At 58.5% G+C, this 18,580-nt stretch carries 19 protein-coding genes; 10 read left to right on the forward strand and 9 right to left on the reverse strand.

What is annotated here, in order from left to right; all coding sequences use genetic code 11:
- The first annotated feature begins 118 nt into the window (after positions 1-118).
- Both ACRC4F_RS10515 and ACRC4F_RS10520 read left to right on the forward strand, forming a co-directional pair.
- Positions 119-949, forward strand: a complete 831-nt coding sequence (locus ACRC4F_RS10515) for an undecaprenyl-diphosphate phosphatase (RefSeq protein WP_438659251.1) — start codon at positions 119-121, stop codon at positions 947-949.
- Positions 946-1,377: a DUF1294 domain-containing protein gene (locus tag ACRC4F_RS10520; protein WP_438659252.1), complete on the forward strand. Its 432-nt coding sequence runs from the start codon at positions 946-948 to the stop codon at positions 1,375-1,377. The genes ACRC4F_RS10515 and ACRC4F_RS10520 overlap by 4 nt, the downstream gene beginning before the upstream one ends.
- Here ACRC4F_RS10520 and ACRC4F_RS10525 read toward each other — a convergent pair.
- Together ACRC4F_RS10525 and ACRC4F_RS10530 are read right to left on the reverse strand one after the other, a co-directional pair.
- A complete protein-coding gene (locus ACRC4F_RS10525) occupies positions 1,374-1,733 on the reverse strand; it encodes an MmcQ/YjbR family DNA-binding protein (RefSeq protein WP_438659253.1) in 360 nt (119 codons plus the stop codon). The two genes, ACRC4F_RS10520 and ACRC4F_RS10525, sit on opposite strands and share 4 nt — an antisense overlap.
- A complete protein-coding gene (locus tag ACRC4F_RS10530; RefSeq protein ID WP_438659254.1) occupies positions 1,730-2,638 on the reverse strand; it encodes a LysR substrate-binding domain-containing protein in 909 nt (302 codons plus the stop codon). The genes ACRC4F_RS10525 and ACRC4F_RS10530 overlap by 4 nt, the downstream gene beginning before the upstream one ends.
- Positions 2,639-2,769: 131 nt before the next feature.
- Between ACRC4F_RS10530 and ACRC4F_RS10535 the strand changes: the two genes are divergently transcribed.
- A complete protein-coding gene (locus tag ACRC4F_RS10535; protein ID WP_438659255.1) occupies positions 2,770-3,381 on the forward strand; it encodes an FMN-dependent NADH-azoreductase in 612 nt (203 codons plus the stop codon).
- Between the two features lie 168 nt (positions 3,382-3,549).
- The gene (locus tag ACRC4F_RS10540; RefSeq protein ID WP_438659256.1) at positions 3,550-4,587 is read left to right on the forward strand and encodes an alpha/beta hydrolase family protein; all 1,038 of its coding nucleotides are present in this window, start codon (positions 3,550-3,552) and stop codon (positions 4,585-4,587) included.
- A 32-nt stretch (positions 4,588-4,619) separates the two neighbouring features.
- Here ACRC4F_RS10540 and ACRC4F_RS10545 read toward each other — a convergent pair whose 3' ends face one another.
- Together ACRC4F_RS10545 and ACRC4F_RS10550 are read right to left on the reverse strand one after the other, a co-directional pair.
- Positions 4,620-5,096, reverse strand: a complete 477-nt coding sequence (locus tag ACRC4F_RS10545; protein WP_438659257.1) for a YkgB family protein — start codon at positions 5,094-5,096, stop codon at positions 4,620-4,622.
- A gap of 174 nt (positions 5,097-5,270) precedes the next feature.
- Positions 5,271-6,221 (reverse strand): cupin domain-containing protein, encoded by a 951-nt coding sequence (locus ACRC4F_RS10550; RefSeq protein ID WP_438659258.1) that lies wholly within the window; start codon positions 6,219-6,221, stop codon positions 5,271-5,273.
- Between the two features lie 112 nt (positions 6,222-6,333).
- Between ACRC4F_RS10550 and ACRC4F_RS10555 the strand changes: the two genes are divergently transcribed.
- Positions 6,334-6,873 (forward strand): carboxymuconolactone decarboxylase family protein, encoded by a 540-nt coding sequence (locus tag ACRC4F_RS10555; protein WP_438659259.1) that lies wholly within the window; start codon positions 6,334-6,336, stop codon positions 6,871-6,873.
- A gap of 157 nt (positions 6,874-7,030) precedes the next feature.
- Here the strand turns inward: ACRC4F_RS10555 and ACRC4F_RS10560 are convergent, their stop codons facing one another.
- Entirely contained in the window at positions 7,031-8,218 is a 1,188-nt protein-coding gene (locus ACRC4F_RS10560) for an MFS transporter (protein ID WP_438659260.1), read from the reverse strand.
- Positions 8,219-8,468: 250 nt separating this feature from the next.
- On the reverse strand, positions 8,469-10,058 hold the full coding sequence (locus ACRC4F_RS10565; RefSeq protein WP_109630940.1) for an ABC-F family ATPase: 1,590 nt from the start codon (positions 10,056-10,058) through the stop codon (positions 8,469-8,471).
- A 494-nt stretch (positions 10,059-10,552) separates the two neighbouring features.
- Here ACRC4F_RS10565 and lpxO point away from each other — a divergent pair, with 494 nt between their 5' ends.
- Entirely contained in the window at positions 10,553-11,452 is a 900-nt protein-coding gene (gene lpxO, locus ACRC4F_RS10570) for a lipid A hydroxylase LpxO (RefSeq protein WP_438659261.1), read from the forward strand.
- Between the two features lie 136 nt (positions 11,453-11,588).
- Here the strand turns inward: lpxO and ACRC4F_RS10575 are convergent, their stop codons facing one another.
- Complete coding sequence (locus tag ACRC4F_RS10575; RefSeq protein ID WP_438659262.1) at positions 11,589-12,461, reverse strand: non-homologous end joining protein Ku; 873 nt, start codon at positions 12,459-12,461, stop codon at positions 11,589-11,591.
- Positions 12,462-12,654: 193 nt separating this feature from the next.
- Between ACRC4F_RS10575 and ACRC4F_RS10580 the strand changes: the two genes are divergently transcribed.
- Together ACRC4F_RS10580 and ACRC4F_RS10585 are read left to right on the forward strand one after the other, a co-directional pair.
- The gene (locus tag ACRC4F_RS10580; protein WP_438659263.1) at positions 12,655-13,002 is read left to right on the forward strand and encodes a hypothetical protein; all 348 of its coding nucleotides are present in this window, start codon (positions 12,655-12,657) and stop codon (positions 13,000-13,002) included.
- A gap of 51 nt (positions 13,003-13,053) precedes the next feature.
- The gene (locus ACRC4F_RS10585; RefSeq protein WP_438659264.1) at positions 13,054-14,205 is read left to right on the forward strand and encodes a PQQ-dependent sugar dehydrogenase; all 1,152 of its coding nucleotides are present in this window, start codon (positions 13,054-13,056) and stop codon (positions 14,203-14,205) included.
- Between the two features lie 122 nt (positions 14,206-14,327).
- Here ACRC4F_RS10585 and rimI read toward each other — a convergent pair whose 3' ends face one another.
- Entirely contained in the window at positions 14,328-15,422 is a 1,095-nt protein-coding gene (gene rimI, locus ACRC4F_RS10590) for a ribosomal protein S18-alanine N-acetyltransferase (protein WP_438659265.1), read from the reverse strand.
- A gap of 92 nt (positions 15,423-15,514) precedes the next feature.
- Here rimI and ACRC4F_RS10595 point away from each other — a divergent pair, with 92 nt between their 5' ends.
- Complete coding sequence (locus ACRC4F_RS10595; RefSeq protein WP_438659266.1) at positions 15,515-17,089, forward strand: RimK family protein; 1,575 nt, start codon at positions 15,515-15,517, stop codon at positions 17,087-17,089.
- 7 nt (positions 17,090-17,096) lie between these two features.
- Positions 17,097-18,020 carry a magnesium transporter CorA family protein gene (locus tag ACRC4F_RS10600; RefSeq protein WP_438659267.1) on the forward strand — a complete coding sequence of 308 codons (924 nt, stop codon included), beginning with the start codon at positions 17,097-17,099 and terminating at the stop codon, positions 18,018-18,020.
- Positions 18,021-18,165: 145 nt separating this feature from the next.
- Here the strand turns inward: ACRC4F_RS10600 and ACRC4F_RS10605 are convergent, their stop codons facing one another.
- Positions 18,166-18,501: a DUF2834 domain-containing protein gene (locus tag ACRC4F_RS10605; protein ID WP_438659268.1), complete on the reverse strand. Its 336-nt coding sequence runs from the start codon at positions 18,499-18,501 to the stop codon at positions 18,166-18,168.
- Positions 18,502-18,580: the final 79 nt, after the last annotated feature.

Genomic DNA, 18,580 nt, shown 5'->3' on the forward strand with positions numbered 1-18,580 from the left:
ACGGAATTTTTACGGTTTCGTCTGGATCCTGTGCGCGCGGGACTTCAGCTACGCTTGGCGCGGTGAAACTTAAAAAAACTGACGGGGCATGCCTTGGCGCATCGCCTTTGGGGGATTGATGGATCTTTGGACCGCCTTTCAGGCGCTGATTCTAGGAGTTGTGGAAGGGCTGACGGAGTTTTTGCCCATTTCCAGTACCGGGCACCAAATCATTGTGGCGGACTTGCTCAACTTCGGTGGCGAGCGGGCCATCGCTTTCAACATCATTATCCAGCTGGGGGCGATCCTGGCCGTGGTGTGGGAGTTTCGCCGCAAGATATTCGATGTGGTCACCGGCCTGCGGTCACAGCCGAGCGCTCGACGCTTTACCGCGAACCTGCTGATTGCCTTCATGCCCGCCGTGGTGCTGGGGGTGATTTTTTCCGATTTGATTCACCACTACCTGTTCAACCCGATCACCGTGGCCACGGCATTGGTTGTGGGCGGCATCATCATGCTCTGGGCTGAACGGCGCCAGCACGAAGTGCACGCCCACACCGTCGATGAAATCACCTGGAAAGACGCCCTGAAAGTCGGCTTTGCCCAATGCCTGGCCATGATTCCCGGGACTTCGCGTTCCGGCTCGACCATCATTGGCGGCTTGCTGTTCGGGTTGTCGCGCAAGACGGCCACGGAATTCTCGTTCTTCCTGGCGATGCCGACCATGGTCGCGGCAGCGGTGTACTCAGGTTACAAGTACCGCGATCTGTTCGTGCCGTCTGACTTTCCGGTGTTTGCGATCGGCTTCGTCACGGCCTTCATCTTCGCGATGATTGCCGTCAGAGCCTTGCTGGTGTTCATCGGCAGTCACAGCTACGCGGCATTCGCGTGGTATCGCATCGCATTCGGCCTGGTGATCCTGGCTACCTGGCAGTTTGGCTGGGTTGACTGGACCGCAGTCCAGCCATGAGTGACGCCAGCGCGCGCAATAACCCCGGACGCCGGTCCGGGGGAGAGCGGGTCCAGCATCCACGGTTGAAGCTTCTGGTATTGGCGATCCTGTGCGCGCTGCCGCTGATTGGCTCGGTGTCGCTGTGGTTGCGCGGGGTTTCGCTGATTCCGCTGGCGGCTTATGGCGTCGTCAGCCTGCTGGCGTTCTTTCTGTACTGGAGCGACAAGCGCAAGGCTCGCGCCGACAGCTGGCGCACTCCGGAGAACATCTTGCACGCCGTCGAGTTGGCGGGTGGCTGGCCGGGGGCCTTGCTGGCCCAACAAGTGTTTCGGCACAAGACCCGCAAGGTTTCGTTCCAGCTGGTGTTCTGGATCATCGTGCTGATGCACCAGGTGTTCTGGATCGACCAGTTGTTCCTCGGCGCCCATCTGTTTGCGCTGTTTTAAAGCAGCAGGCTGACCTGGGTACGCTTGGGCAGCTTGCTCACCACCAGTTGGTGGGAACGCTTCAACAATTGCTGCAGCTCTTCGGATCCCAGCGGGTAGGGCGTCTGCATGATGATCCACTGGGCCCGCGCCAGATACGGCGCCGGGTGGATGCCCGGGCGGTCGCAATGCCCGAGGAACAGGTCCTTGTCGACCTTGAACGCCAGGGAGTCGCCGCGCAGGTTCTGCAAGGCGAACATCTTGTTCCCGGCGATCGAAAACACCCGAACGCCTCCCCATTTATAGTCTTCCCGCGCGCCCGGCAGGGCGAGGCAGAATTGCGCGACGTCCTCTTCGCTCATGCGTCCAGCCTTCATATCAATCGGTCCCCGCAGGCATTGAATGATTCGATCAGATGGTCGATCCAGGCCCGCACGGCCGGCATCACCCCGCGCCGATGAGGGTAGACCGCTTGCAGCCAGCCGCCAGGCAATGACCAGTCGGGCAGCAACTGCACCAGCGAGCCATTTTCCAGTTCCTGTTCGCAATACATCATCGGCAGCATCGTAAAGCCTTGGCCGGCGAGGGTGCAGGCCTTGCGTACGATGAAATCATCGATGCCCAGTCGTGCCTCCAGGCTCAAGTCATAGCTTTTACCCTGCTGATCGAGCATACGAATGTGCACCATGCGGTCGGCTTCCAGCGCGCCGAGCACCGGCAAGGCTTTAAGGTCTTCGGGGTGGTTGATCTCACGTTCGTGCAGGAACGCCGGACTGGCGACCATCGCCATCTGTGCCTGGCGCAAGCGGCGGGTCACCAGCAGCGGATCCTCATCGCCCAAATCACGGACCCGCAGCGCGACATCGACACCTTCAGTGACCAGATCGACCCGGCGATTGAGCAGCATGACTTCCAGTTGAACCTGAGGGTATTTTTCCAGGAATTTGCTGATCACCGTTGGCAGCATTTCGTGGGCCAGGCCCACGGGGCAGGACACCCGCAAGCGCCCCCGGGGTTCGCTGGACATGCTGGCCACGGCTTCATCGGCCATCTCGGCTTCCAGCAGCATTGCCTGGCAGTGCCGCAGGTAGCGTTCGCCCACCGCTGTCAACTTGAGCTGGCGGGTGGTGCGTTGCAGCAGGCGTGCGCCGAGGCGTTCTTCCAGCTCGGCAATGCGTCGCGACAGCCGGGACTTGGGAATCCCCAGCAAACGCCCGGCCGCTGCGAAGCCGCCGGCTTCGACCACCTTGGCGAAATAATAGAGGTCGTTGAGGTCTTGCATGAGGGGGGGATCCGATTGTTCTATCAGTGGGACGAACTATCGCATTGTTGCGGGCTAATCAGCTATTGGTTTCATCTGTAGGATCCTCCCCATCAGATCGCCCGGTGGCGATCCTCACCTGGAGATCCCTTATGAAACTGTTGCATATCGATTCGAGCATTCTTGGTGACAACTCGGCTTCCCGTCTGCTGAGCAGCGAAGTCGTCACAGCCTGGCAAGCCGCCGAGCCAACCGCCGTCGTGACATACCGCGACCTGGCCGCCGATGCCATCAGCCATTTCTCCGCCACCACACTGGTTGCCGCCGGCACCACTGCTGAATTGCGCAACGCCGCACAGCAGCACGAAGCCGAGCTGAGCGCCACCACCCTGGCCGAATTCCTCGCTGCCGATGCTGTTGTGATCGCAGCGCCGATGTACAACTTCACCATCCCGACTCAACTCAAGGCCTGGATCGACCGCATTGCCGTTGCCGGCCAGACCTTCCGCTACACCGAAGCCGGTCCAGAAGGCCTGTGCGGTGGCAAGAAAGTGGTGATCGTCTCGACTTCCGGCGGTCTGCATGCCGGTCAGGCCACGGGTGTTGCCCACGAAGAGTATTTGAAGGTGCTGTTCGGCTTCATTGGCATTACCGACATTGAGTTTGTTCGCGCCCATGGCCTGGCCTACGGTGACGAAGTGCGCACCAAAGCCATGAGCGACGCTCACACGCAAATCAGTGAGCAGTTGTTCGCCGCTGCGTAAGACTTGCGTAAAGAGCTCAAACAGCTCAGGCACCACCTAAAAAACTCTGTATTCTGATCACGCAAGTGCCAGATGCGGAGTTTTTTGTTTCTGGTCATTACAGATTGTGGCCCGGGTTATGCAGTCGAGGGTTACCGACTCCGGTCCAGTAACAAGGTGGGGCATCCCATGGTGCGTCTTTGTGCAACGTTTCTGATTTGCCTGCTCAGCAGCCTGAATTCAGTGCACGCCGCGCCTGCGCCGCATCCTCACTGGAGCGTCGGCTTCCACGAGATGAGTTTTCTCGACCCGCTGGATTTGCAGCCGATGCGCGCCATCGCGTTCTATCCCTCCAGCGACCGGGAACACACCAGCAAAATCGAGGGTTACAACGTCGAAGCAGGCGAGGACACCCGTGTAGCGATGGGGCGTTTCCCGATGCTGATGCTGTCCCACGGCAACACCGGAACCCCGCTGGCGCTGCACGATCTTGCCACCTCGCTGGCGCGCAAAGGGTTTGTGGTGGTGGCGGTGATTCATCCGGGTGACAACTCCAAAGACCACAGCCGCCTCGGTACGTTGAGTAACCTTTATGGCCGGCCCATCCAGATTTCCGAAGCCATCACCGCGACCCTGGGCGATCGGATGCTCGCGCCTTTTGTCAACGCCGATCAGGTGGGCGTGATCGGCTATTCGGCGGGTGGCGAGACGGCGCTGATCCTGTCCGGCGCGACGCCTGACCTGGATCGTCTGCGCCGCTACTGCCAGGAACGTCCGGATGACCGTGATGCCTGCAACACCCAAGGCGAGTTGATCGTCGACCGTGATGACTTGCAACCCGTGGCCGACCCGCGCGTGCACGCGTTGCTGCTGATGGCGCCGCTGAGCCTGAAGTTCGGTCGCCACACACTGGCTGACGTGCACGTGCCGGTGCTGCTCTACAGCGGCGATGGCGACAAACTGGTGGCATTCGACAAAAACGCGGCTGCCTTGGCGCGAAAACTGCCGATTGCCCCAGACTTCAAATTGCTGGCCGGGGCAGGGCACTTCGTCTTCATGGCGCCGTGCAATGAAGAGCAGATCGCCGCCATGCCGGCGCTGTGCACCGATGCCGACGGCGTCGACCGCGAGGACATCCATCGCAACATGGTCTCCGAGGCCGGACGGTTTTTCTCCCGTGCGCTGGGCAAGCCGACCCGGGCCGGGATGCAAACCGCGGATCAATGATGGCCCTTTTGGAAGCGACCATTGCTCGCGGTTCAGGCGACTCGCTGTACGTCTTCCTTCAATAAATAGAAAGAAACAGCGAGCAGAACGACATCCTTCATGAGGAACGGAACGTTACCCACCATGGCTGGAAAACCGCCCGCGGATTCGGCCCAGCCATTGGGCATGAACGGGATGATCGTGACTGTGCCCAGGAACGTGGCGACCGAGCCCAACGCGCCGAGTGCCCCGAGTTTTTTGTTCCAGAAGCCTGCAAACAGCAATAGACCGAATGACCACTCTGCCACGCCCAGGAACCAGCTTGCACCGCGGACTCCGAAGACCGGGTACATCCACGAAATCAATGGACCGTTGCTGATGTAGGGAATCAGTATGTCAGCCTCGTATTGGAACCACTTTTGATAACCAAAGAACAAGAACATGATGACCATGGAGGTGCGGACGAGATGATAGTCAGTGTCTTTGTTAAGTAAGCTGGAACCGGCGAGCTGTTTAAAAAGCGAATTCATTGCGTGCACTTCCTTGGTTTACTTCAAATGTCTGGATATTTTTGATGAGCGTTGCCATGGAATGGCGGCGCTACTTTATGCCGAAACATTGAGTTGATAAGGATCGTTCCAGCTCAAACTGATGCTCATTCGTCTCAAATGAGCATTGGAAGGGCATGTGCCGGTGGTTAACTTTTATTTTTGAAGTGTTAACCGGCGCCAATCTCCCGGAGTCATGCCCATGTGCTGGGAGAAGGCTCGCCGGAACGCCGCGACCGATTGATAGCCCACTGTTTCTGCCACAACTTCGGTTGAGAGGTTCGGTTTTTTCAGTTCATTGGCGGCCAGTGCCATACGGACGCTGGTTAAAAAGTCATTGGCCGAGCGTCCGACCTTTTCCTGAAAGTGGCGAACCAGCGTCGCGCGGGACATGTTACAGAGTGTGGCCAACTCAGGCAGTGTCCAGGGGCGCGCGGGTTCATTGAACATGGCCATCAGCGCAGGCGCCAGACGCGGATGCCCCGCCAGCGCCAGCAACCCAACAGGCGCTTCGGCGGATTCGCTCGCCATGCGCAACGTCAGCGTGAAGAGCGCCGCCGAGAGCGCATTGAGCATGGCATTGCCGCCCAAGCTGTTTGCATTGGATTCCGTGCGCATCAACGCGAGTAAACCGTTCAACTGAGCTGACGTTTCTGTAAGAGTCGAATCGTCACGGGTCGATGTCTGGACAATCAGGTGTGCAGGCAAGTAGTCGCGGATAAACCGGTCATGAGGTGGCGCGAGGACAAAGCGCCCACAGAGCATTTCCAGACGCTCGCCAGTCCCGGTGTTCTCGCTGAACGTCAGGTTGAGCCCGTCACGAACGTGGGCTGGCATCGGCGTTACACCACTACCGTCATGAAGCACATGCCCGGAGCCGTTCGCAACCATAACGATGTCGCCCGCGCGCAGGTGGTGCGATATCCCTTTACCAGGTGTCTCCAGCACAGCCGTTCCGCGAAGCACGACGTGATAGGGCATCTCGCCGGGACGGGAGTCCTCATAGACTACTTGCCAGGGGGCGCCATAAGCGCATCGGATCTCCAGCTGACCCTGGACCGTAATGATGCTCAGCAGGCGACTGAGCCAATCTAATGGAGGCGGCATGGATGCTCTCTGTTGATACTTTTGAGCACTGTATTGAGATTTATCGACCTGAACAAGCTCATTGTCCTGGCCTAGAGTGGTGACTCCCAACCATTGTCAAAGGATTCAAGCCATGAGCCGTATCACCATTCCAGCGATCGCCAATGCCACCGGCGCAACGGCAACCGTCTATGCCGAAGTCAAAAAAATCGCGGGGGGCAGCGTTCCTAATCTGTTCGCTGCTGTCGGCCATCTTTCCCCGGCAACCCTTACCGCCGTTCTGGACGCCGAAGGCACACTGGCAGCCGGCAGCCTCAGCAAACAGGATCTGGAAACCATCAAGTTATTGATCAGCGAGCAGACCGGTTGTGACTACTGCGTAGCCGCCCACGTGATGCTGGGCAAGATGGTGGGTTTGACCGCTGAAGCAACCAAAAGCATTCGGGGTGGCCAACGTACAGGAGATGCCAAGCGCGACGCACTGGTGCACTTTGTACTGAACTTGCAAAAGACCAGTGGCACGATCGGCGAGGATGAATACACAACGATTCGGGCGGCTGGCTACACCGACGCGCAGTTGGTTGAAATTTCGCTGGCTATCGCCATGACGATTTTTACCAATACGTTCAATCGCATCAATGACACGGATATTGATTTTCCAGCGGTCAATTAACGGAAGTGTGGCGAGTGGGGGCAACCACGTCCCCACTCAAAATGCACATTCCCCTGGGGGAGCGAGCTTGCTCGCGATTGCGGCAGGATATTCGATACATCAGTCGCCTGACAGACCGCTATCGCGAGCAAGCTCGCTCCCACAGTGGATTGTGGTGTCAGGTTGTTGCGCGGCGTTTCAGCAAAAGGGTCAAACCGAGTCCGGTCACCGACAACATCGCCGCACTGAAGAAAATCCACGAATACCCCAGATTCAACGCCACCGCGCCCATCAATGGCCCGGCAATCGCCAGTGCCAGATCGAAAAACACCGCATAAGCACTCAAGCCTGCGCCACGACTGGAGTTGGGCACTTGCTTGATCGCTTCCACACCCAGTGCCGGGTACACCAGCGACAGGCCAAACCCGGCCAGCCCGGCGCCGATCAGCGCATAAGCGGTCGAGGGCGCGAGCCACAGCAGCACCAGGCCCACGGTTTCAATGCTCATGCAGGCAATCGCCGAGGTGAAACCGCCGAAGCGGCTGATCGCAGAGATAAACAGCAATCGCGACAAAATGAAGCAGATGCCGAAGACCGTCAGGCACCAGGCGGCGCCGGTCCAGCCACGGTTGACGTAATACAAGGTGATAAAGGTTGTCAGGGTGCCGTAGCCGATGGAGGCCAGGCTCAGGCTCGCGCCAAACGGCGCAATGCGCCCGAATACTGCCCAGAACGGCAGGCGTTCGCCGCGAATCACCGGCACCGAGGGCTTGTTGCGGATCAGCACCAGCGCAGCCAGCGCCAACAGCGACAGCGCGATCCCCAGGCTGGCAAAGCCGTATTCGGCGACCATCACCACGCCCAGCGGTGCACCAATCGCAATGGCGCCGTAAGAGGCAATGCCGTTCCACGAAATCGAACGCGCGGTGTGCTCCGCACCGACCTGGCCCATGCACCAACTGATCGTGCCCACGCCAATCAAGCCTTGAGCGATGCCGAGCAACAAACGGCCGGCAATCAGGATCATCAGGCTCAGCAATGGAAAGCTCTGCAGCAAGGTTGAAATCAACGTCAGCACGCCACTGAGCACGATCCCCGACAAGCCGTAAACAATCGCCCGTTTGGTACCAATGGTGTCCGACATACGCCCGGCCATGGGGCGGCTGAGCAGGGTAGCCAAGTATTGGGAGCCGATGGTCAACCCGGCGATGATCGCGCTGAAACCCAGCTGCTCATGGACATAGCCCGGCAACACCGCAATCGGCAGGCCGATGCAGAGGAACGCAATAAAGGTATAGAAAACGATGGAGACGATCTGCAGGGTGATCGCCGTGGAGCTTTGCGGTGGCAGTTGCTGCGCAGACATGAGGGCTCGTTCGCGGGCGGCGGTGGGAGAGCTGCATCATGGCTTGGGCGTGAAATAAAAGAAAGCAGGCTAACTATATTCGTTGCACTCAAGGGCTTCATCGCGAGCAGGCTCGCTCCTACAGGGGACCGCGATCCAATGTGGGAGCGAGCCTGCTCGCGATTGGTTTTTCAGCACCAAAACATCCCTCGGCCCTGAAATGCAAAAAGCCCCATCACAAGGACAGGGCTTTCTATTGAAGCAGGCCTACTTAGAACACAACGCCCTGGCTACGCAGGTAGTCATCATAAGTACCGCTGAAGTCGATCACACCACTTGGGCTGAGTTCGATAATGCGGGTGGCCAACGACGATACGAACTCACGGTCGTGGCTGACGAAGATCAGCGTGCCCGGGTAGTTTTCCAGCGCCAGGTTCAGCGCCTCGATGGATTCCATGTCCAAGTGGTTGGTCGGTTCGTCCATGATCAGCACGTTCGGCTTTTGCAGGATCAGCTTGCCGAACAGCATGCGACCTTGCTCACCACCGGAGATGACCTTGACCGACTTGAGGATCTCGTCGTTGGAGAACAGCATCCGGCCGAGGGTGCCGCGAACGATTTGCTCGCCGCCCTGGGTCCACTGGCCCATCCAGTCGAACAGGTTGCAGTCGTCTTCGAAGTCGTGCGCGTGGTCCTGGGCGTAGTAGCCCAGTTCCGCGGCGTCGGTCCACTTCACGGTGCCGGCATCCGGGGTCAGTTCGTTGACCAGGGTACGCAGCAAGGTGGTTTTACCGATACCGTTCGGGCCGATGATCGCGACGCGCTCGCCAGCTTCAACGACAAAGCTGAAGTCCTTGAACAGTGGCTTGCCGTCGAAGCCTTTGGCCATGCGCTCGACGATGACCGCCTGACGGTGCAGCTTCTTGGTTTGTTCGAAACGGATGAACGGGCTCACACGGCTCGAAGGCTTGACTTCGGCCAGTTGGATCTTATCGATCGCCTTGGCGCGGGAAGTGGCCTGCTTGGCTTTCGAGGCGTTGGCCGAGAAGCGGCTGACGAACGATTGCAGCTCGGAAATCTGTGCTTTCTTCTTGGCGTTGTCCGACAGCAGTTGCTCGCGGGACTGGGTCGCCACGGTCATGTACTCGTCGTAGTTGCCCGGGAACAGGCGCAGCTCGCCGTAGTCCAGGTCAGCCATGTGGGTGCACACGCTGTTCAGGAAGTGACGGTCGTGAGAGATGATGATCATCAGGCTGGAGCGCTGGGTCAGGATGTTTTCCAGCCAGCGGATGGTGTTGATGTCCAGGTGGTTGGTCGGTTCGTCGAGCAACAGCACTTCAGGATCGGAGAACAGCGCCTGGGCCAGCAATACGCGCAGTTTCCAGCCTGGGGACACTTCGCTCATCGGGCCGAAGTGCTGCTCTATGCCGATACCCAGGCCCAGCAACAGTTCGCCAGCACGGGATTCGGCGGTATAGCCGTCCATTTCGGCGAATTCGGTTTCCAGCTCGGCCACAGCCATGCCGTCTTCTTCGGTCATTTCCGGCAGCGAGTAGATGCGGTCGCGCTCGGCTTTGACCTTCCACAGCTCTTCGTGACCCATGATCACGGTGTCGATGACAGTGAATTCTTCGTAGGCGAACTGGTCCTGGCGCAATTTACCCAGACGTACGTTCGGCTCGAGCATGACCTGGCCGCCGGACGGCTCGAGGTCGCCGCCGAGGATTTTCATGAAGGTCGACTTGCCGCAGCCGTTGGCGCCGATCAGACCGTAGCGGTTGCCCGCGCCGAATTTGACCGAAACGTTTTCGAATAGCGGCTTGGCGCCGAACTGCATCGTGATGTTAGCTGTAGAGATCAAAGGTTTTTCCTGCGAAGCATTCAGAGTAGCTAGGGTTGCGGCAGTACCGATTCAGTACCCGTTTCCGGTTTTCAAACCACGGGAAATGCATCCCGGTCAGAAGCGGAAGGTCCATCTGGCAATAAGTGGACAGCAGCATGTGGAGCGCTTGGCCCGAGTCGAAGTGCGCTGAGACGGGGTTCATTCCCGTCATCAACCAAGGGGGGCGCGTAATGTTTGGCGGCGATTGTACTGGTCTGGCTCTTTAAACGATAGGGCGTTGAGGCCACGCGGGCGCTTTGGTGGCACCAGCGGACAGATTTTCACATTTGAAGGTTAACTATTAGTTACAAAATGAGACTAAAATGCCACTTTTCATCAGACGCCGACCTCGGCGCAGGCTCAAGGACGCGCCACCCGGACCGCTGTTTCGTATTCAGACGCTGCACAAGACCCCTGGGCCGCTGAGCTGGCGGGGGAAGCAGTTTGTTCACTTCTGACGTGTGACGATTTCTGTGAAACTGATCATTGCCGCTATTTATGTAATATCCATTGCCTACGTCCACCTGCGCGGTCGGGTGCGCCACAAGCTGGGCCGCCAACTGAGCGATCACTCGTCGTTTCTCGCGCCGATCAATTGCTTCCTTTATCTGTTCTCTAAAATCCCCAACAAGCCTTACCTCAATCCGGCCGATTTCCCGGACCTGAGTCCGTTGCAGGAGCATTGGGAAGAAATTCGCGCCGAAGGGCAGAACTTGCTCAGGGCCGGGGAGATCAAGCGTTCGAACCAGTACGATGACGTTGGGTTTAACTCGTTCTTCAAGACGGGCTGGAAGCGCTTCTACCTGAAGTGGTACGGCGACAGCCATCCTTCGGCGACGAAACTCTGCCCGCGCACCACTGAACTGGTGCAAAGCATCGGCTCGATCAAGGCGGCGATGTTCGCCGAGTTGCCGCCGGGTTCCAAGCTGGTGCGCCACCGCGATCCCTACGCCGGCTCTTACCGTTATCACCTGGGCCTGGAGACGCCGAACGATGCCGGTTGCTACATCAACGTCGATGGCGAGAACTACCACTGGCGCGACGGTGAAGCGGTGATGTTCGACGAGACGTTCATTCACTACGCCGAAAACACCACTCAGCAGAACCGCATCATTCTGTTCTGCGACGTCGAGCGGCCGATGAAGTATCGCTGGGCGGCGGCGTTCAACGGCTGGTTCAGCCGTAACGTGATGTCGGCGGCGGGCGCTCCGAACGATGCGGGGGACAAGACCGGCGGCATCAACCGCCTGTTTGCCAAAATCTACACGATTCGCCTGCGGGGCAAGGCGCTGAAGAAGCGTAATCGCAAACTTTATTACCTTGAGAAGTGGGCGATTTTTGGTGGGTTGCTGGCGTTTTTTGTCTGGATCTAAATTCTGCGTCGCCGCTTATTACGCCATCGCCAGCAGGCTGGCTCCCACAATGAAATGCATTCCAACTGTGGGAGCCAGCCTGCTGGCGATGGGGCCGGTAGATTCTCCGAAAAACGCTCAGACACTCTGTAATCGATCAACCACTCGACCGCTTTGTGGCTTTTTTCGCTGCTGCCGGTTTCTGCGCAGCCTTCGGTTTCGCAGCCGTCTTCCCGCCAGCCTTGCCCCCCAAACTGCGTTTAAGCAACTCGGTCAAATCGATAACATCCGCCGTCTTGCGTTCCTCTTCACCCGTCGCCGTTTCCACATCCTCAATCTTGCCTTCATTGGCTTTCTTCTCGACCAGCGCCATGATCTTGTCTTCAAAACTGTCGCGGTAATCCTCAGGTTTCCAGTCCGCGCTCATGTCTTGCACCAGGCGCTTGGCCATGTCGAGTTCGCCCTTGGCCAGTTCAGGTTTGGTCACTTCGGTGCCCAACTCCAGCGTCTCCAGGCTGCGTACCTCGGCGGGCCAGCGAAGCATCACCAGCACCATCGCCGATTCCAGCGGCATCAGCGCCGCCAGATGCTGACGGGTGTGCAGGACAACGTGGGCGAGGGCGACCTTGTTGGTTTTGCTGAGGGTTTCACGCAGTAGGGCATAGACCTTGCCACCCCGTTTATCCGGCGCCAGGTAATAGGGCGTGTCGATGTTTTGCAGGGGGATCTGTTCGGCGTCGACAAAGGAAAAGATGTCGATGGTCTGCGTGGACAACGGGTGCGCCGATTTGATTTCTTCCTCGCTGAGGACCACGTAGCGACCCTTTTCGTACTGCACGCCTTTGACGATATTTTCCTTCGTGACTTCCTTGCCGGTGACCTTGTTGACGCGCTTGTAACCCACCGGCTCCATGCTGCGGCTGTCGAGCCAGTCGAAGTCTACGCCTTGCGAGGAGGTCGCCGAGACCAGCGCCACAGGGATATGCACCAGCCCGAAACTGATTGCGCCTTTCCAGATTGCCCGTGCCATGGTCGTCTACTCGCAAGTGATGTGTTCAGGTGACACGCCGCGCGGCGCAAAAGTTTCAGCGGGATGCGGCCCGGTCCTGTTGAGCCGTCAACTGGTGTTACATCTTGTGAAGGAGGTTTTAGTTAACAAATCCGAACCCCCGGCGTAGCGTGCTATCGAAGATCCTGTCCACGCTGACGCCCGGAGGCCTCCCATGAACCGATTCGTGCTCGTCTGCACTGCACTGGCATTCAGTGGCCTATTGAGCAATCTGGCCCAAGCCGACGTTACCTCTTTACTGCTGGCCCAAAGTCCGACGGGCTCCGGCAATAACAACCCTTACAACAGCCCGATTCGCCGGGCCAATCCCAATAGCATGCAGGGCACGCAACCGAGTGCCCCGGCCATTCGCGGGCCAAACACCGTGCCAGTTCCGCGTCCGCCGACGCTTGATAACGGCGGCATCGGCAATCGCTATCCGCAGGACCGAACGGTTCCCGCCAGTCCTCCCAAATTCATACCCAATCCGCCACATCGAGACGCAGACACCAGCAACCGTTGAACGGCAGGACAACGTTCTTGCCAGCCATTCGAACGACAAAAGGAATCGTGCATGTTGCGTAAAACCCTCTTGGCCACCTTCTGCGCCAGCGTACTGATCACCGCCACGGCACCCGTTCTTGCGGCGCCGCCCCAGGACATGAAAAGCGAGCAGGGCACCCTTGAGGTCTGGCATGTTGCCAAGGGCCTGGAACATCCGTGGGCGCTGGCGTTCCTGCCCGATCGCAAGGGCATGCTGGTCACCGAACGGCCCGGCAACCTGCGGGTGGTCGGTTACGACGGCAAGCTGTCGGCGCCGATCGATGGCGTGCCAAAGGTCTGGGCCAAGGGGCAGGGCGGCTTGCTCGACGTGGTGCTGTCGCCCGACTTCAAGCAGGACCGCACGGTGTATCTGTCTTACGCCGAGGGCGGTGGCGCGGGCGGCAAAGCCGGCACGGCGGTAGGGCGAGGGCAATTGTCCGAGGACCTGAAAACCCTCAGGAATTTCAAAGTGATCTTCCGCCAGGAGCCCAAGCTGTCGGTCGGCAACCATTTCGGCTCACGCCTGGTGTTTGATCGCGACGGCTATCTGTTCATCACGCTGGGGGAAAACAATGACCGGGCTACGGCACAGGACCTGGACAAGTTGCAAGGCAAGGTTGTGCGCATCTACCCCGACGGCAAAGTGCCAGACGACAATCCATTCGTCGGTCAGGCCGGTGTGCGCCCGGAAATCTGGTCCTATGGCCAGCGCAATCCGCAAGGCGCAGCGCTCAATCCGTGGACCGGCGTGCTCTGGGAGAACGAGCATGGCCCGCAGGGCGGTGATGAAATCAACATCATCGAACGCGGCAAGAATTACGGCTGGCCGCTGGCGACCCACGGAATCAACTACTCCGGCCAGCCGATCCCGGAAGCCAAGGGCAAGACAGCTGAAGGCACGGTGGACCCGCACCACGTCTGGGAAAAATCCCCCGGCATCAGCGGCATGGCTTTCTACGATGCGGATCGCTTCAAGGTCTGGCAGCACAACGTATTCATCGGTGCGCTGGTGAGCCAGGAGTTGATCCGCCTGCAGTTTGATGGCGACAAAGTGGTTCACGAAGAACGCTTGCTTGGCGAACTCAACAAACGCATTCGCGATGTGCGCCAGGGGCCGGATGGCTACCTGTATGTGCTGACCGATGAGGACGATGGCGGGCTGTACAAGATCGGCCTGAAGTAACTTGATTCGACCTGCCCCGGGTTTTTGTGGCGAGGGAGCTTGCTCCCGTTCGAGTGCGAAGCACTCGCCTGTCTGGGGGCGCTACGCGCCCAGCGGGAGCAAGCTCCCTCGCCACAGGGTTATTATCGGCGGTAGATAATCACCGCGGCCCGAAGCTTGCCCCGACCAAAACTGCACATCCTCTCGAACTCCCCATGGCTGACCGGCAAATGCTGGCAATCCATCGGTTGGCGATGCTGGCTGTGGTCCACATCCGGGTCGTGCAGGTAGACGAATTCGTCATCGCAATCGGTGACGATCACCCAGTGCGGCGCCTTGGAGCGGGTCAGGCGATAGCTGCTGATCAGCACCAGCGGTTGTCCGCCATCGCCCAGTAACCATGGAAGGTCCAGCGGGCGACCGATCACTCGCTCCACATCAGTCTCTTCCAGCTGTGCGGTGAATTCCTCGTGCACCAAACGCATTACGTCTTTTTTATGCTCATCGCGCACGCCGTCCAGGAACAATGGCCCTTCCATGCTCAGTTGCAGACGCACCCGAAAACCCCGACGCCATGCCGCCAGCGCCAGGCCTTGAGGGCTGCAACCGCCATGGCCCGAGGTCATGAACACCGTCGTCGCCTCACGCCAGATCTGCAATTCCTCGCGGCGTTCCAGTACCCGGTCCGCGTGCAGCGCGCCCATGGCCATCAGCAGGCAGGCCGGGCCGCAGGTGAACTCGGTGGTTTGTTGATACCAGGGGACTTTGATATTGCGCGAATCGCGGTGCTCAAGGATGCGTTTTTCCAGGCGCAGCGCGTCGGCATGGTCCTGGTAATAATCATGGATCAGCGCGAAACGGCGGTAGCCGTTGCGTTCATACAAGGCAATCGCCGCCGGGTTGTCGACACGCACTTCAAGCCGCAAGTAGGCGCACTCATGTTCAAGGGCGCAGGACTCGCTGCGTTCGAGCAGTTGCTTGCCCAGTCCACTGCCGCGCGCGCCGGTTGCGATGGCAATCGAGTAAAGCCGCGCCAGCGAAGTGCCCCGGTGAAACAGCACCACCGCATAACCGACCAATTGCTCGCCACGTTGGGCCACCAGCAGCTGGCCATGAGCCCGAGTGATCATCCACAGAAAGCTGCGACTGTTGAGCCGATCCGTGGTGAAACATTGCTGTTCGAGTTCCAGCAGCTCGGGTAAGTCTTCAACTACCGCCAGGCGAAAGACAGTGTGCATATGACCGCCGTAAAAGTTGCGTAACGAAACGGGACTTTCGAAAAAGTTCGTGCTTAATAGGAAAGGTCTTGTTCTCCAACGGATCAATCACTATGTCAGCGGTACAAGGTCATTGGCGCGAAGTATCCGAGCAAACTTTGCCGGCAGCAACTTATTTAAATGACGCAGGCAGAACTTCAAGTCAGTTGATTATCATCGTCGAACGCAAGGAAGACTGGGCCTCGTATTTCCCCAGCGAAGACATTGTCAGCGCCCAGGAATACCTCGAGCAGACCCGGGACCACGATCAGGGAAAACGGGTCCAGGTGATCAACCTGTGCCGCAGCTACAAGTACCTGGGGCACGGCTATTACTGCTCGTTGCTGGCCGAAGCGCGGGGGCACAAGGTCATTCCGTCGGTGCGGACCATCAGTGAGCTGACCAAAAAATCCCTGTACGGCCTGGCGCTGGACGACCTGGACAAACCCCTGGAAAAAGCCCTCAGCAATCACCTTTATAGCGACACCGAAGGCTTTACCCTGACGTTGTATTTTGGAAAAACCAATATTGAGCCTTTGCAGGATCTGGCGCGTCAGTTGTTTGAAGTGTTTCCCTGCCCAATATTATTAGTTGAATTTCGCCGAACTAATGGCTGGCACATCGAAGGGATAAAGTCCGGCACCTTGCATAAGTTGCGCGAGGACCAGGAAGATCAATTTGCCAACTCTCTGGACAGTTTCAGTCGAAAGATCTGGCGTGTGCCACGCTCACGACGCCTGGCGCGTTATGACCTGGCCATCTTGCATGACCCACAGGAAGCATTACCGCCTTCCAACGCGAAGGCGCTGGATAATTTCGTCCGCGTCGGCAAGACCTTGGGCATTGATGTCGAGCTGATCGAGCGCAAGGACTACGCGCGGATTGCCGAATACGACGGTCTGCTGATCCGCGAGACGACAAGCGTCGACAACCACACCTATCGCTTCGCGAAAAAAGCCGAGAGCGAAGGGCTGGTGGTGATGGACGATCCGGCGTCGATCCTGCGCTGCACCAACAAGGTGTACCTGACCGATCTGCTCAAGAGCCATCAACTCGGCATGCCCGCCACCGAAATTCTCTACAAGGATCGACCGGAAGATTTCGAACGGGTCGGTGAGCGCCTGGGCTTTCCCTTGGTGCTGAAGATCCCCGACGGCTGTTTCTCCCGTGGCGTGATCAAGGTCGAAAGTCAGCAGGCTTTGCTCGAAGCCACGGCCGAACTGTTCGAACATTCGGTGCTGCTGCTGGCTCAGGAATTCTTCTACACCGAATACGACTGGCGCATCGGCGTACTCAACCGCAAACCGATCTTCGCCTGCCAATACTTCATGTCCAAGGGCCATTGGCAGATCTACAACCACAAGGCCAAGGGCCAGGACATCAACGGCGAATGCCGCACCCTAGCGGTCCACGAAGCCCCGCGCGCCGTGGTCGACCTCGCTGTGAAAACCGCCAACCTGATCGGCGACGGTCTCTACGGCGTCGACCTCAAGCAGTCTGGCGACAAGGTGGTGGTGATTGAAGTCAACGACAATCCGAACATGGACGCCGGCATCGAAGACGCGTACTTGCAGGACGATCTGTATTCGCTGGTGCTGGAGGAGTTCGTCCGACGCCTGGAACTGAAACGTCGCGGCCAGGCCTGGTGAGCGGCCGATGATCAAATGCTTTCAACTGGCCGGTGGCGCCCTGCAATCAGTCGAACGACTGGACGCCGAAGTGATGCTGTTCAGCAACCCCGATGCCGCCGAGCGAGATTTGCTGCACAGCCACTTCAAGCTCGATGAGCATGCCTTGGCCTCTGCCCTGGACCCTGACGAGGTGTCGCGCATCGAGTTCCACCCCGACAATCTTTTCCTGATCTGGAAGCGTCCGGAGAATTACTCCGGCGTTGGCAGCCTGGCCTTTGAAGTGTCGTCCTGTGGGTTGTTGTTCTCGGCGGATCGCCTGCTGGTGATCGCCACCGACGATGCGCCGCTGCACGGGCTCGGCACCCGGCAGCGGTTGAACACGCCGCTGGATGTATTGCTCGACCTGCTGTTCAACAACATCCATCACTATTTGGGGCACCTGAAGGTGATCAAGCTGGTCGCCCGGGAGTTGCAGCAGAAATTCAACGCCTCGATGCAGAATCAGCACCTGATCCAGATGTTCAACCTCAGTGAAAGCCTGATCTATTACATCAACGCGATTCACAGCAACGGCGCGGTGCTGACGCGGCTGCGCAACCACGCAGCCAAGGAACACTTCAGCGCTGAAGCCATCAGCCTGATCGACGACCTGATCATCGAAAACAACCAGTGCTACAAACAGGCGGAAATCTACTCCACGGTGTTCTCCGGCCTGATCGACGCCCGGGGCAACCTGATGAACAACAGCATGAACAACCTGCTGCGCAAACTGACATTAATTAACGTAGTGTTTTTGCCGCTGAACCTGATTGCGAGTATTGGCGGCATGTCCGAGTTCAGCATGATGACCGGGGACACGCCGTGGTGGGTGTCGTATCCGTTGTTTCTGACGGCGATGATGATTGGGGCGGGGGCGATGGTGCTTGGGCTCAGGCGGCTGGCGAGGTAGATGCGTTGGCATTCAGTCCGCTATCGCGAGCAGGCTCGCTCCCACATGGGTTCTGTGTTGAATACGAAATCTCCATTCAGTGAAGATCCAATGTGGGAGCGAGCCTGCTCGCGATGGCTTTATCAGAATCACAGTAACTTCTGGATCAGGCTTGCTGGCCTGCATCAACGCAACTTTTACGGTTCTTTAACCCACGAACCACGAGGTACAACAACGGCCCGACAGACACAAAAACCGCCGTAATCAACAAATACGGCATTACCGAAATCGCCGACTGCCCACGCTTGCGCGCATCCCTGTACATCCAGATTCCCACCAGCGTCGCCAACAGATAAAGATCAATCACCACCTGCGCAGTATCCGGGCGCGACATCAGGCTGATGCCGAAGTCGATCAACGACTGCTCGGCCTGCAGCATCACTGAAACGGTGTAACCGGCAAAGGCAATCAGGGCAATGAGGGGCAGGGCGACGGACTTCATGGTTTCCTTCCTTGGGACAATGAGCGGTGGCGCCAGCCTACAGAGGCCGGAGAAAATTGGCCATTGACTTGCCTGCAAC

It is taken from the genome of Pseudomonas sp. (assembly GCF_051660785.1).
Taxonomy (GTDB): Bacteria; Pseudomonadota; Gammaproteobacteria; order Pseudomonadales; family Pseudomonadaceae; genus Aquipseudomonas.

Bases quoted from the DNA above. Each gene is read 5' to 3' on its own strand.
- ACRC4F_RS10600 (WP_438659267.1), top strand. From the start codon at position 17,097: ATGATCAAATGCTTTCAACTGGCCGGTGGCGCCCTGCAATCAGTCGAA.
- ACRC4F_RS10585 (WP_438659264.1), top strand. From the start codon at position 13,054: ATGTTGCGTAAAACCCTCTTGGCCACCTTCTGCGCCAGCGTACTGATC.
- ACRC4F_RS10515 (WP_438659251.1), top strand. From the start codon at position 119: ATGGATCTTTGGACCGCCTTTCAGGCGCTGATTCTAGGAGTTGTGGAA.
- ACRC4F_RS10560 (WP_438659260.1), bottom strand. From the start codon at position 8,218: ATGTCTGCGCAGCAACTGCCACCGCAAAGCTCCACGGCGATCACCCTG.
- ACRC4F_RS10555 (WP_438659259.1), top strand. From the start codon at position 6,334: ATGAGCCGTATCACCATTCCAGCGATCGCCAATGCCACCGGCGCAACG.
- ACRC4F_RS10550 (WP_438659258.1), bottom strand. From the start codon at position 6,221: ATGCCGCCTCCATTAGATTGGCTCAGTCGCCTGCTGAGCATCATTACG.
- ACRC4F_RS10525 (WP_438659253.1), bottom strand. From the start codon at position 1,733: ATGAAGGCTGGACGCATGAGCGAAGAGGACGTCGCGCAATTCTGCCTC.
- ACRC4F_RS10535 (WP_438659255.1), top strand. From the start codon at position 2,770: ATGAAACTGTTGCATATCGATTCGAGCATTCTTGGTGACAACTCGGCT.
- ACRC4F_RS10530 (WP_438659254.1), bottom strand. From the start codon at position 2,638: ATGCAAGACCTCAACGACCTCTATTATTTCGCCAAGGTGGTCGAAGCC.
- rimI (WP_438659265.1), bottom strand. From the start codon at position 15,422: ATGCACACTGTCTTTCGCCTGGCGGTAGTTGAAGACTTACCCGAGCTG.
- ACRC4F_RS10575 (WP_438659262.1), bottom strand. From the start codon at position 12,461: ATGGCACGGGCAATCTGGAAAGGCGCAATCAGTTTCGGGCTGGTGCAT.
- ACRC4F_RS10545 (WP_438659257.1), bottom strand. From the start codon at position 5,096: ATGAATTCGCTTTTTAAACAGCTCGCCGGTTCCAGCTTACTTAACAAA.
- ACRC4F_RS10605 (WP_438659268.1), bottom strand. From the start codon at position 18,501: ATGAAGTCCGTCGCCCTGCCCCTCATTGCCCTGATTGCCTTTGCCGGT.
- ACRC4F_RS10520 (WP_438659252.1), top strand. From the start codon at position 946: ATGAGTGACGCCAGCGCGCGCAATAACCCCGGACGCCGGTCCGGGGGA.
- ACRC4F_RS10540 (WP_438659256.1), top strand. From the start codon at position 3,550: ATGGTGCGTCTTTGTGCAACGTTTCTGATTTGCCTGCTCAGCAGCCTG.
- ACRC4F_RS10580 (WP_438659263.1), top strand. From the start codon at position 12,655: ATGAACCGATTCGTGCTCGTCTGCACTGCACTGGCATTCAGTGGCCTA.
- ACRC4F_RS10595 (WP_438659266.1), top strand. From the start codon at position 15,515: ATGTCAGCGGTACAAGGTCATTGGCGCGAAGTATCCGAGCAAACTTTG.